General features: G+C 71.3%; 9 protein-coding genes. 6 read left to right on the forward strand and 3 right to left on the reverse strand.

The window, feature by feature from the left end; genetic code table 11:
• Positions 1–101 precede the first annotated feature (101 nt).
• Genes AB0M88_RS50780 through AB0M88_RS50790 form a run of 3 tightly spaced genes read left to right on the forward strand, consistent with a single transcriptional unit; the run spans position 102 to position 2,940 of the window.
• Positions 102–1,259, forward strand: a complete 1,158-nt coding sequence (locus tag AB0M88_RS50780) for an NAD(P) transhydrogenase subunit alpha (RefSeq protein ID WP_364115115.1) — start codon at positions 102–104, stop codon at positions 1,257–1,259.
• The gene (locus tag AB0M88_RS50785) at positions 1,256–1,540 is read left to right on the forward strand and encodes an NAD(P) transhydrogenase subunit alpha (protein WP_364115117.1); all 285 of its coding nucleotides are present in this window, start codon (positions 1,256–1,258) and stop codon (positions 1,538–1,540) included. Before AB0M88_RS50780 ends, AB0M88_RS50785 begins: the two co-directional genes overlap by 4 nt.
• A complete protein-coding gene (locus AB0M88_RS50790) occupies positions 1,537–2,940 on the forward strand; it encodes an NAD(P)(+) transhydrogenase (Re/Si-specific) subunit beta (RefSeq protein ID WP_364115119.1) in 1,404 nt (467 codons plus the stop codon). Before AB0M88_RS50785 ends, AB0M88_RS50790 begins: the two co-directional genes overlap by 4 nt.
• Before the next feature lie 382 nt (positions 2,941–3,322).
• Here AB0M88_RS50790 and AB0M88_RS50795 read toward each other — a convergent pair whose 3' ends face one another.
• Entirely contained in the window at positions 3,323–3,766 is a 444-nt protein-coding gene (locus AB0M88_RS50795; protein WP_364115121.1) for a CBS domain-containing protein, read from the reverse strand.
• Positions 3,767–4,100: 334 nt separating this feature from the next.
• Complete coding sequence (locus AB0M88_RS50800; protein ID WP_364115123.1) at positions 4,101–7,082, reverse strand: EAL domain-containing protein; 2,982 nt, start codon at positions 7,080–7,082, stop codon at positions 4,101–4,103.
• A gap of 113 nt (positions 7,083–7,195) precedes the next feature.
• On the opposite strand from AB0M88_RS50800, the gene AB0M88_RS50805 reads away from it, so the two are divergent.
• Entirely contained in the window at positions 7,196–8,794 is a 1,599-nt protein-coding gene (locus AB0M88_RS50805; protein WP_364115125.1) for a chitinase, read from the forward strand.
• A gap of 122 nt (positions 8,795–8,916) precedes the next feature.
• A complete protein-coding gene (locus AB0M88_RS50810; protein ID WP_364115127.1) occupies positions 8,917–9,951 on the forward strand; it encodes a phosphatidylinositol-specific phospholipase C domain-containing protein in 1,035 nt (344 codons plus the stop codon).
• Positions 9,952–10,152: 201 nt separating this feature from the next.
• Here AB0M88_RS50810 and AB0M88_RS50815 read toward each other — a convergent pair whose 3' ends face one another.
• A complete protein-coding gene (locus AB0M88_RS50815) occupies positions 10,153–10,890 on the reverse strand; it encodes an SDR family oxidoreductase (protein WP_364115129.1) in 738 nt (245 codons plus the stop codon).
• A gap of 173 nt (positions 10,891–11,063) precedes the next feature.
• On the opposite strand from AB0M88_RS50815, the gene AB0M88_RS50820 reads away from it, so the two are divergent.
• Positions 11,064–12,872, forward strand: coding sequence for a CocE/NonD family hydrolase (locus AB0M88_RS50820; RefSeq protein ID WP_364115131.1), 1,809 nt, complete (start codon positions 11,064–11,066; stop codon positions 12,870–12,872).
• Positions 12,873–12,912: the final 40 nt, after the last annotated feature.

Consider the following 12,912-nt stretch of genomic DNA (forward strand, 5'->3'; position numbering starts at 1 on the left):
CCCCGCGGCCCCCCATACGTGTCCCCCCCCCCCCCCCCCCGCCCGCCCCCCCCCGCCCCCCCCCCCCGCCTGCTCCGGACGACACCAGCGACGGAGGAAATATGACGATGGTCGGGGTACTCGAGGAGACCGGGGACGGTGAGCGCCGGGTGGCGCTCACCCCGGACGGGGTGCAGCGCCTGCATCGGCTGGGCGTGGAGGTCACGGTTCAGACCGGCGCCGGGCGCCGGGCCTGGTTCGGCGACGAGGAATATGTCGCGGCCGGGGCCGCGACGGGCAGCCGGGAGCAGGTTTACGCGGCGAGCGACGTGCTCGTCTGCCTCGATCCGCCGGCCGACGTCGGTGAGGCGCGGGACGGCCAGGTCCTGGTCGGGCTGTTGAGCCCGCTGACCGACCCCGGTCTGGCCCAGCGGCTGGCGGTCGCCGGGGTGACGTCGGTCAGCCTCGACCTGCTGCCGCGCACGCTGAGCCGGGCCCAGGCGATGGACGCGCTCACCTCGCAGGCCAATGTGGCCGGTTACCAGGCGGCGATCGTGGCCGCCGAGGCCTACGGCGGCTACTTTCCGATGCTCATGACGGCGGCCGGGACGACCCGGCCGGCCCAGGTTGTGGTGCTCGGCGCCGGCGTTGCCGGCCTGCAGGCCATCGCGACGGCACGCCGGCTGGGCGCGCTGGTCACGGCTTATGACGTACGCGACGCCGCGCGCGCAGACATCGCCTCGACCGGCGCCACCGTCCTGGACCTCGCCGACACGCGCCAGGACCGCGCCGCGGAGGACGACGGTTACGCCCGTGAACTGGCCGCCGACGAGGCCGAGGCACAGCAGCGGGCGCTCACCGCGGCGATCCCCCGCTTCGACGTCGTGATCACCACCGCCCAGGTGCCGGGGAAACCACCGCCCGTGCTGGTCCCGGCCGACGCCCTGACCGCGATGCGCCCCGGTTCGGTGGTCGTCGACCTGGCCGCCGGGCCCTACGGCGGGAACGTGGCCGGATCGGTCCCGGACCGGCGGACGGTCACCGGTGAGGGAGTGACCGTGATCGGGGCGGGCCGGCTGCCGTCGACGATGCCACAGGCCGCGTCGACCGCGTACGCAAGGAACCTGATCGCCCTCCTGGCCGCACTGATGCCGCAAGGCGCCGTGACGCTGGATCTCGGTGATGAGATCCAGGCCGCCGTCGTGGTGACGCACGGCGGGAAAGTCGTGAACCCGCGGGTCCGCGAGCTGATCGACGAGCGGAAGGAGATCCGGTCGTGAGTCCACTGTTGATGGCCGACATCACCGTGTTCGTGCTGAGTCTGCTGGTCGGCTTCGAGGTGATCAGCAAGGTCCCGGCGACGCTGCACACGCCGTTGATGTCCGGCGCCAACGCGATCCACGGCGTGGTCGTGGTCGGCGTGCTGCTGCTGGCCGCCAACACCGGAAGCGCCCTCGGATACGTCCTGCTGTTCGTGGCCGCGTTCTTCGCCGCGATGAACGTCGCCGGCGGCTACCTGGTGACCGACCGCATGCTCGCGATGTTCCGGAGGCGGTCATGAGCACCTTCGACACGGTCGTCCACCTGATCTATCTGCTGTGCGCGACACTGTTCGTGGTCGGCCTGCACCTGATGAACACGCCCGCCACCGCCCGCCGCGGCAACCGCGTCTCGGCCGTCGGCATGGCGGGCGCGATCGCCGTCACGATCGTCACCCTGGCCTGGCATCACACCGTCGGCCCGACGGCCGTCGTGGTGCTCGTGGTCGGCCTGGTCGCCGGCACGGTCGCCGGCCTGGTCGCCGCCCGGCGGGTGCAGATGACCGCGATGCCACAGCTGGTCAGCCTGTTCAACGCGGTCGGTGGCGGCGCCGCGGCGCTGATCGCCCTGACCGACGCGGTCGAGCACGCCGGGGCGCTGTCCACCTCGGCCTCGGTGACCGGCGTTCTCGACGTGGCGATCGGCGGCGTGACGTTCAGCGGTTCCCTGATCGCCTCGGGCAAGCTGGCCGGCCGCGTGCCGGGCCGCCCGATCGTCGTCCCGGCCGGCCGCCTGATCTCGGCCGCGCTGACGCTGGTCGCCGTGGTCCTGGCGACACTCTTCGTCGCCGGTCACGGCGGCGTCCTCGCCCTGACCGTCGTCACGCTGGCCGCCCTGGCCGCCGGTGTGCTGCTCACCCTGCCGATCGGCGGCGCCGACATGCCGGTCGTGATCTCGCTGCTCAACGCCTGCACCGGCACCGCGGTCGCGATGGCCGGCTTCGTGCTCGACAGCAATCCGCTGATCGTGGCCGGCGGCCTGGTCGGCGCGGCCGGCGCCATCCTGACGAAGCTCATGGCGGACGCCATGAACCGCCCGATCAGCGCCATCATGGCGGGCGGTTACGGCACCGGCGACGCCGTCGCGGTCGCTGCCGGGTCAGGCTCGGCTCCGGTACGCGAGATCAGCGTCGACGACGCGGCGATCCAACTCGCCTACGCGGGCAAGGTCGTGATCGTCCCCGGCTACGGCCTGGCCGCCGCGCAGGCCCAGCACGAGGCGGTCGCCCTGGCCCAGGCCCTGTCCGAGAACGGCGTGGAGGTCAGCTACGGCATCCACCCGGTGGCCGGCCGCATGCCCGGCCACATGAACGTGCTGCTCGCCGAGGCCAACGCCCCCTACCCCCAGCTCAAGGACCTGGACGAGATCAACCCGGCGTTCGCCCGCACCGACGTGGTCCTGGTGATCGGCGCCAACGACGTCACGAACCCGGCCGCCCGCCGCCCCGGCAACCCGGTCTCCGGCATGCCGATCCTCGACGTCGACCAGGCCAAGAGCGTGATCGTCATCAAGCGCTCGCTGGGCCACGGCTACGCCGGCATCGACAACGAGCTCTACACCGACCCGAAGACAGCCATGCTCTTCGCCGACGCAAAGGCCGGCCTCGCCGCCCTGCTGGCCGGGCTGCACGCCTACGCTTGACGCCCGGCCGCCGGACATGTTGACTGCATCGCCGCCGTCAACTGTTGATGCAGTCAACATGTCGGTCCAACCGGGCCAACCGGGCCGGGCGGGCCGGGCGGGCCGGGCGGGCCGGGCGGGCCGGGCGGGCCAGCCGGGCCGGGCGGGCCAGCCGGGCCAGCCGGGCCAGGCGGCCGAGAGGGCCAGCCGGGCCAGCCGGGCGAGCGAGCCGAGCCAGCCGGGCGAGCAGGCCGAGCCAGCCGGGCGAGCAGGCCGAGCCAGCCGGGCGAGCAGGCCGAGCCAGCCGGGCGAGCAGGCCGAGCCGAGCCAGCCGAGCCAGGCCAGCGAGCTCGGCGGGCCGAGTTGGGCGAGCGAGCTCGGCGGGCCGAGCTGGATGGGTCGGTCAGGGGTGGTCGCGTTCGCCGGTGATGTAGCCGGCCAGGCTGCTGCGTTCCGCCTCGAGTTCGTCGATGCGGTTTTTGACCACGTCGCCGATGCTGACGACGCCCCGCAGGGTGCCGTCGATGACGACCGGGACGTGGCGGAACCGGTGCTCGGTCATCAGCCGCTCGACGTCCTCGAGGGCGGCGTCCGGCTCGACCGTGCGCACCTGGGTGGTGTGGATGGCGCTGACCGGCTCGGTCAGCACGCCGGCGCCCCGGGCGGCCAGGGCGCGGACCACGTCGCGCTCGCTGACGATGCCGTCGACCCGCTTGCCGTCGCGCGAGACGATCACGGCGCCGATCCGGTGTTCGGCCAGCACGGCCAGCAGTCTTGTCACGTCGACGCCGGGCTCGACGGTGACCACCTGCTCGCCCTTGACCCTCAGTACGTCGCTGATCCGCATCTTCCGCTCCTCTGTTCGGCCCCGTTGCCGCCGGTCGCGTTCCACTACCAAGATCGTTCTCGAAACAGCTCGTATGCCTAGAAGCCGTCAAAGTGCGCGGCTTGTCAAGGGGATCACCTCGCGAGCATGCCGGTTAACGCGCATAACCAATATCGAGGCGGTCGGTCGACGGCCCGTTCCGGGACCGGCGCGGCCGGCCCTGGATCCGGCGAGCCCGGACCATGGTCATGGACACCCGCCGCGAACAGATCACCCCTCCCCGTTCAGCGACTGCGAGCTGACGGCTTTGTTCGCCGGCGGGCGCTCGTCGCGTACCCGAAAAAGGGTGACCGGCTCAGTGAGCGGAAGCCACCGCCCGGTCGGCCGGCGCCGGCTTGCCGAGGAAGAAGCCTTGGCCGAGCGGTACGCCGCACTCGGCGAGGGCGGCCCGCTGCGGCTCCGACTCGATGCCCTCGGCGATCACCGTGCAGCCCTGCGAGTCGGCGAACGACACCAGCGAGCGGACCGCCGCGCGGCGGGCGTCGCCGTTCTCGACGCCGGCCAGGGCGGCCCGGCCCAGCTTGAGGAAGGCCGGCTTGAGCGACTCCACCCGGGCGAGTGTGTCGTAGCCCGCGCCGGCGTCGTCGACCGCGATCCGCACGTGGCCGGGCAGGTCGGCCAGGTCGGCCGGCGAGCCGTCGGTGATCTCCAGGACCAGCGGCCGGGAGGTCTCGGTCAGGAGGGGACCCAGTTCGCGGGGCCGCCGCAGCAGGTCGGCCGAGACGTTGATCGAGAGCCAGGTATCGGCCGGGAGCGAGTCGGCGGAGGCCAGCGCGGCCCGGATCAGGGCGGCGTCGAGGTCGATCTGGACGCCCTGTTCCGCGGCGGCGGCCAGCCCGTCGGCCGGGCTGCTGCCGTCGGCGAACCGGGTCAGCGCCTCGTAGCCGACCACGTCGCCCGACGCCAGCTCGAAGATCGGCTGGAAGACGGTGAAGAAGCTGAACTCCTCGAACGAGCTCGAGCCCAGCGACCGGGCGCTGCGCAGGGCGTTCGTCTCGGCGTGGTTCGCCCGGACCGCGACCAGGCCGGACGAGCCGCCCTTGTCGGACCGGTAGTGCAGCACCGACGCCCAGTCGCCGATCGCGCCGGTCGGCGTGGCCGGGGTGGTCGCGCGGGTGGCCGGCCGGCGGCTCGGCTTGACCGGGCGGTAGAGCCAGTTCCGCAGGTGGGTCAGCAGGTCGACGATCGTGTTGCCGAGGCCGACGAACGCCACCATCGCGTACAGCGAGAGGATCAGGTTGAGCCCGGCGAAGATGAGGTTGTTCCAGTTGTGGTGGATGATGTCGCGCCAGCCCGTCCAGGCGCAGAGCGCGATCATCGCCATCGGCAACACCAGGTAGGTGGTTGCGGCCGTCGTCCGGTCGCGCACCTTCGGCGTACGTTTGAAGGCGCTTTTCTCCCCGGTGAGCAGTTGGAGGAGGGAAGCGAAGCTTCCGGACAGGTTGACCGGCAGCAGGATCAGGTTGAACCCGTAGATCCGGAGCACGTCGATCCGCTTGTAGCCGAGATACTTCAGGTCGGCGCTCATCATCAGGAAGTACGGCACCGACACCAGCAGCAGGATCGGGTTGAGCAGTTCCTTGTTGAACGGGTACACCAGCATGATCACCAGGCACACGGAGCTCCAGAAGATGGAGGCCATGTAGTTCACCCGCAGGAAGAGCTCGCCGAAGCGGTTCTTCTGCCCGCGCTCCCGGCGGGCGCGCACCTGGTCCTTGAGGCGCGAGAGGATGAGCAGGCCGCCGTTGGCCCAGCGCTGCCGCTGGATGGCCAGCGAGCCGAAGTCGGGCGGCGTGGCGCTGTAGGCCATCCGCTCCGGGTAGTTGTAGAGCGTCCAGCCGTAGACCCCGAGGTCGATCGTCGACTCGGTGTCCTCGATGACGGTCCGGTCCTGGATGTAGCGGCGGATCTCCCAGTCGCCCTCGTAGGCGACCTCGCAGATGTCGTCGAGCGCCTTCTTGCGCAGCACCGCGTTGGCGCCGACCCAGAACGTCGCGCCGTAGTGGGTCATGCCCTGGTGCACGATGTGCTGGATGTCGGTGGTGGCGCCGGAGATGCGCTCGATGCGGGTGGCCGAACCGGGGAACGCGCTGTACGGGGTCTGCGCGACGGCGTGCTGGGCGTACGCGCCCTGCTCCATCAGGTGGACCAGCCGCAGCGCGTACTCGGGGAGCAGCACGCTGTCGGCGTCCAGGGTGAGCACGTAGTCCGGGTTGGGAACCGTGAGCTCGCCCCGGCCGGCGGCGGCCGGCACCAGGGCCACGCCGAGCGGCGTGTTGACCTCCTGGTAGCTGCCTCCCATGAGGCCGATGTAGCTGTTGAGGTTCATGGCCTTGTTGGGCTCGTTCGAGAGCGAGACGTAGCGCTTGCGCTCGAAGCTGGTCACCGAGACGTCGAAGACGGCCAGCAGGCGGCGGTAGAGCTGGTGCAGGCGCTCGGCCGGCAGCGCGGCCGCCTCGTTCGCCCCGCCCTCGAGGGCCTCGGCGATGGTGCCCAGGTCGTCGGCGAGCGCGTTCACGATGTGGTCGACGAAGAACGCGTCGGTGTGGTCGACCATCTCCTGCCGGCGGCCGAGGCTGTAGAGCCAGCCGACCGCGAACCGGTACTCGTCGGCCAGGTTGCGCATGTCCTCGACCGCGCTCTCGGCCGGTGACTCGAGGAACCGCTCGTACGCCGACCGCACCCGCGTGTACGGCACCGCCAGCTCGGTCTCGATCGACGCGGGCAGCGCGCGGGCGCTGCGCAGCAGGTCCCGGGCGGCCCGGTTCTTCGGCTGTTGCGGGTCGTCGATCAGCAGCACCACCCGCAGGCCGGGGTACTCCTGCAGGGCCGCGCTGAGCAGCGTGGTCCGGATGACCCGCTCGTCCTCCTGATACGAGGGCACGAGCACGGTCACCGACGGGGTGTCGGTGGCCAGGAAGTTGTCGAGCGCGATCCGCGGCGCCCGGTGGTGGGCCCGGCTGCGGTAGAAGAACCCGATCCGGGTGATCAGGTACGCGGTGGCCGACGCGGCGAGCCCGGTGACCACGACCATGTACACGATCGCCTCGACCACCAGCCGCGCGCTGTCGGCCTTACCGGCGATGAACTGCTCGATCACCGTGTAGATGATGTAGCAGGCCCAGACCGCGATGGTCAGCACGATCGCGAGCCGGCCCCGGGCGATCCGGCCCTCGGAGACGGGTGGCGACACGAGCGGGTGGGGCTCGGACCGGCGGTCGGCACCCCACTGGCGTCGAGCGTCCGGCGTTCGCAGGTCCACCGAGTTGCGCGGCATTCGGGTCGCCCTTTCCTGATGATCGGTTCGCTCTTCCCATCGGCGGCGGCGGCCGGTTGCCTGAAGGTTTGCCGCCGTTCTTCATTCCCCGGCCGGTCTGCCGACTGTGAAAGGTGACGACCCCCGAGGAAAGGGCAGCCATGCTCGCCGCCACCCCACCGACCGTGGACCCGCTCGACGACCTGGACTGGCCGGAGCCGGAAGGTCCGACCGAGCGGCTCTCCTGGGTGCGTGTCGGCATCCTCGTGCTGGTGCTGGCGGCGCTCGGGGCCGGCGGCACCGCGGCCGTGCTGCATGTCAGGAACACCTCGGGCCCGACCGCGAAGTCGTGGGCCGTGCCCTACGTCGACGTCACCCTGACCCCGACGTTCCAGTTCCAGGACCCGTCGGCCAACCCGGCCAACGACGTCGCGCTGGGCTTCGTCGTCGCCGACCCGAACGACCCGTGCGCGCCCAGCTGGGGCGGCGCCTACACCCCGGACGAAGCGGGCAACTCCCTCGACCTCGACCGGCGGATCAGCCAGCTGCGGGCGGCCGGCGGCAACGTGATGCTCAGCGTCGGCGGCGCGAACAACACGGAGCTCGCGGTCGGCTGCGCCGACCAGGCGAAGCTGACCGACGCCTATCGGCAGCTGGTCAAGCGGTACGCCGTGGGCACGCTCGACCTCGACGTCGAGGGTGCCGCCCTGGCCGACGCGGCCTCGATCCAGCGCCGCGCCGTCGCCGTCAAGGCGCTGCAGTCCGAGGGCGAGCTCGACGTCTGGCTGACGATCCCGGTGAGCCCGGACGGCCTGACCGCGGACGGCCTCGAGGCGGTCCGGGCGACGCTCGCGGCCGGCGTGCAGCTGCGCGGCGTCAACGTGATGACCATGGACTTCGGCGGCGACAGCGGCACCCCGGACATGCTCAACCTGGCCACCCAGGCGCTGAACGCCACCCACAAGCAGCTGTCCGACCTTTACCTGCGGCTCGGCGTGCAGCTGACCTCGTCGCAGGTGTGGTCGCGGATCGGCGCGACCCCGATGATCGGGCAGAACGACGTCGACGTCGAACGGTTCACCCTCGACGACGCCCGCGGGCTCGCGTCGTTCGCGGTCGAGAAGGGCCTCGGCCGGGTCTCGATGTGGTCGATCAACCGGGACGCCCCGTGCACCGGCACCTTCACCAACGTGGTGGTGCACTCCAACACGTGCAGCGGCGTCCCCCAGGACGCGCTGGCCTTCTCGTCGGTCTTCGCCGGCCTGCCCGGCCGCGCGGTCGGGGCGAGCCAGCAGGCGATCGCGATCCCCAACCAGCAGGCGGTCGTCGACGACCCGAAGACCAGCCCGTACCCGGTGTGGCGCCTGACCGCGCAGTACCCCGGCGGCTACAAGGTGGTCTGGCACGGCGTGGTCTACGAGGCCAAATGGTCGAACTCCGGGGTCGACCCGGCGGCGACCGGCAGCCCGAACTCGCCGACTCCGTGGTCGGTGATCGGCCCGGTCGTCTCGAGCGACAGCGCGCCCAAGCCGGTCCCGCTGGTCACCAGCGTCACCGCGGCCTGGAACGAGGCGACGGTCTACGTGCGCGGCGACAAGGTCCTCTTCGACGGCCTGCCCTACCAGGCGCGCTGGTCGACCAAGGGGGACACCCCGTCGACCGACTACCCGATCGGCCCGGACGACCCGTGGCAGCCGCTGTTCTCGGTGCCGGGCGAGCCCGCCGGCTCCTGAGTCGACACAGAAATGGTTAAGTTGACCAACTGATAGAACTCCGTACTGGACCCGTTCACTTTCATCGATTGGGATCACTGCGTAGGCGGCCGGTGCTGGACCGGCCGCAGGGGAGGTTTCTCGTGCGCAGTTCCCTCACCCGCGGCGCCGTCGCGGTTCTCGCGGCGGCCGCGGTGGTCGCCGCGGCGGCGGCCCCGGCCTCGGCGGCCGGCGCGGACAGCAAGGTCTCGCGGACCACGACGGTCGGCATCCACAACACGTACGACCCGGCTACCTTCAGCTATCTGGCCCAGGCCCTCGACGAGCACCCCGGCCTGATCGAGCTGGACGTCTGGCCCGACATCATCACCCGCGAGTGGAAGGTCAGCCACTCCAACCCGCTGGGCAACGCCAACAACTGCGTGGCCGCGAGCAGCGCTGCCCAGCTCTACACGGGCGGGGCGAACAAGAACCTCGAGTACTGCCTGGACGACATCCGCGTCTGGCTGGGCGCCCACCCGACCGCCGGCCCGCTCGTGCTCAAGCTGGAGCTGAAGACCGGCTTCTCCAGCCGCACCGGCCAGGGCCCGGCCCAGCTCGACTCGGCGATCTCGGCCCACCTCGGCTCGGCCGTGTTCAAGCCGTCCGACCTGCTCGGCTCGTACGCCTCGCTGGACGCCGCCGCGGAGGCGGACGCCTGGCCGACCCGCGCCCAGCTGGCCGGCAAGGTCATCGTCGAGGTCATCCCGGGCACGGTCGAGGAGTCCAACCCGACCGACACGCTGTGGACCGACAAGGAGTACGCGCAGTACCTCAACTCCCTGAAGGCCGCCGGCACGCTGAGCAAGGCGCAGATCTTCCCGGCCGTGCACAACGCGGCCACCGGCGACCCGCGCACCCGCTACAGCGACACCTCGCTGCGGCCGTGGTTCGTCGTCTTCGACGGCGACGCCAACGCCTATGTCACCAACAGCGGCATCGACCTGTCCTGGTACGACACCAACCACTACCTGCTGGTCATGACCGACGTGCAGAACATCTCGCCGGCGGTCACCAACGGCGACACGGCGGCCGCGCAGGCCCGGGTCGCGCTGGTCGCGGGCAAGCACGCCAGCGTCGCGTCGTCGGACTGGTCGGGCATGCCGTCGGTTGACGGCGAGGTCGTGGACCGCGGCTGACCGCTGAGGATGGACATGTTGACTGCATTGACGCCGTCAACAGCGCAGGTGGTCCGCCGCAGCTGAGCACTGACGACGGACATGTTGACTGCATCGATTCCGTCAACAGTTGATGCAGTCAACATGTCCGCGGCCGGTCAACGGAACACCCGGTCAACGGAACACCCGGTCAACGGAACACCCGGTCAACGGAACACCCGGTCAGCGGAACACCAGGCCGCCGCCGACCTCGATCACCTGGCCGGTGAGGGCGCCCGAGCCGTCCGACGCGAGCAACCGCACGGTCGCCACCAGATCTTCCGGCAGCAGTGGCCGGGGGATGGCCTGCGTGGCGACCAGCGGCGCGTGCGCCTCGGCGTCGCGTCCGGCGGCCAGCTCGGCCTCACCCTCGGTGCGGATGGCGCCGGGCGACAACGCGTTGACGGTCACGCCGCCCGGGCCGAGTGCCCGGGCGAGCGACCGGGTCAGGCCGATCAGGGCACTCTTGCTGGAGACGTACGCCGGTCCGCTCGGCCCGCCCAGGACGACCGTCGGCGAGACCACGTTGACGATGCGGCCCCACCCGCGCTCGACCATGCCCGCGCCGAGCGCCTGACTGAGCAGCATCGGCGCGGTCACGTTGACCGCGAACGTCGCCTGCCACTCGTCGACGGTCAGCCGGCCCAGTTCGACGTTGGAGGCCCGCGCCGCGTTGTTGACCAGCACATCGACCGCGCCGGCGCGTGACGCCAGCTCCCGCACAGCCGACGGGTCCGCCAGGTCGGCGTCGAGCAGTTCCGTGCGCGCGCCGAGGTCACGGCACAGCCGCGCGACCCCTTCGGTCTCCCCGGCCGCGCCGAGGTGATGCAGCAGCAGGGTCTTGCCCGGCCGGGCCAGTCCGACCGCGATCGCGGCTCCGATCCCCCGCCGGGCCCCGGTCACGAGAATGCGCTGCCCCATGCGCCCAGCCTACGGCCGCCAAGGTCGTTCCGGGCCGACACCGAGGAGTGAGCCTTGAGCAGGATTCGCGAACGGGACGGGGAAACCTGAGCTGTGGCGGTCCTCCAAAAAGGAGGACGACACGCTAGCGTCAATGCCTGAAGTGACATTGGTCTATCTCTCGGGGAGGTCAGATGACCATACGCGGACGGACGACAATCGCCGCCGGCGCGCTGATCGCGGCGGCGACTCTCGCCATGGGCGGCACGGCGGCGGCCGCCGCTCCGGCGCCGGCACCGGCCCAGGCGGGCGTCACCCACGAGGAGAATCCCCGCGTACCGGAGGGCGCGGTGTGGACGGAGGCCTACTTCCCGTCCGCCGACCACAGCGGCGTCGAGCTCCACGCCGACGTCCTCCGGCCGGCTAACCTGCCCGCTCACGCCCGTACGCCGGTGATCCTCGCGGTCGGCCCCTACTTCGGCCACGCCGGGCAGACCGGGCCGGAAGGCTGGACCCGGACCGGGCCGTCCAACCGGTTCGAGGACTTCACCACCGGCACCGGCCTCTTCGCCCGCGGCTACACCTATGTGATGGTCGACCTGCGCGGCTTCGGCGGCAGCACCGGCTGCCTCGACTGGGTCGGCCCCGGCGAGCAGGCCGACGTGAAGGCCGCGATCCAGTGGGTGGCGACCCGGTCCTGGTCGACCGGCCGGGTGGGCATGTACGGCAAGTCGTACGACGCGGTGACCGGCCTCGTCGGCAACGACCTGCGACTCCCGGCGCTGAAGGCGGTCGTCGCCCAGGAGCCGGTGTGGAACATGTACAACTACCTGTTCAGCAACGGCGTCCCCCGGCCCAACGTGACCGGCACACCCCAGGCCTACAACGGGATCGCCACGATGGCGCCGCTGCCCGACGACACCGCCCGCTACCAGGCCAACGCGAACTACGAGGTCAGCCACCCCGAGTGCCTGGCCGACAACCTCACGAACAACAACAACCCCGACCTCGACTCGCCCTACTGGCGCGCCCGCAACCTCGCGGCGAAGGCCAAGGGCACGAGCACCCCGCTGTTCATCACCCAGGGCTTCATCGAGAACAACACCAAACCCGAGGACACCGAGGAATACCTCGACAACCACCACGGCGTCGAGCGGGGCTGGATGGGGCAGTGGGAGCACGTCCGCGGCAACGAGACCAACTCCCAGGGCCAGCTGCTGCAGGGCCGCACCGGCTTCTTCGACGAGGTCATGCGCTTCTACGACCGCTACCTGAAGGGCATCGCGCCGGCGGTCCACGATCCCGCCTTCGCCATCGAGGACAGCACCGGCGTGTGGCGGGCCCAGTCGACCTGGCCCCAGCCGACGGCGTACACGACGGCCGACCTGGCCAACGGGCAGTACGTGGACGACGGCGTCGCCTCGACGCTGGCCGCGCCGGCCGCACCGGCCGCCCAGCAGTGGGACATGGAGCACGCCACCGATCCCGCTCCGCCCGCCGCCCAGCGCTTCGCGCCGGCCCCCGCGGCCGGCGACACGCACAGCTACTTCACCTGGTCCACGCCGATCTCGTCCCGGCTGCGGATCACCGCAACACCGCGGATCACGGTGAACGCCGGCGCGCCGGGCAACGTCATGGTGCGCCTGTGGGACGTCGCCCCGGACGGCACCGCGGTGATGTTCGACGAGAACGTCGCGCTGATCGAACGGGCGGGCCGGGTCGCGTTCGACCTGAAGTCGACCGACTGGACCCTCGAGGCGAACCACCAGCTCGGCGTCCAGATCGGGACCATCGGTAGCGGGAGCTGGCGGGACACCCCGAGCGGCAACACGATCAAAGTCACCCGGGCGGCCCTGGGTCTCGCACTGCAGAATCCGCGGCTCGACGTGCCGACCCAGGGCGGCCGGTCACCGTTCCTCGACACCTACCTGGAGCAGTACACCCGGACGCTCACCGGCGTCGGCGAGGGGACCTTCCCGCTCACGCTCCGCAACCACCACTGAGGCCCGGCCGGAGTGGACCGGCCCGGCGACGGCCCGGTCC

This window comes from Actinoplanes sp. NPDC051411, from assembly GCF_040682075.1.
Classification (GTDB): Bacteria; Actinomycetota; Actinomycetes; order Mycobacteriales; family Micromonosporaceae; genus Actinoplanes.

Coding starts and splice junctions, on each gene's coding strand:
- AB0M88_RS50820 (WP_364115131.1), top strand. CDS start 11,064: ATGACCATACGCGGACGGACGACAATCGCCGCCGGCGCGCTGATCGCG.
- AB0M88_RS50815 (WP_364115129.1), bottom strand. CDS start 10,890: ATGGGGCAGCGCATTCTCGTGACCGGGGCCCGGCGGGGGATCGGAGCC.
- AB0M88_RS50780 (WP_364115115.1), top strand. CDS start 102: ATGACGATGGTCGGGGTACTCGAGGAGACCGGGGACGGTGAGCGCCGG.
- AB0M88_RS50800 (WP_364115123.1), bottom strand. CDS start 7,082: ATGCCGCGCAACTCGGTGGACCTGCGAACGCCGGACGCTCGACGCCAG.
- AB0M88_RS50795 (WP_364115121.1), bottom strand. CDS start 3,766: ATGCGGATCAGCGACGTACTGAGGGTCAAGGGCGAGCAGGTGGTCACC.
- AB0M88_RS50790 (WP_364115119.1), top strand. CDS start 1,537: ATGAGCACCTTCGACACGGTCGTCCACCTGATCTATCTGCTGTGCGCG.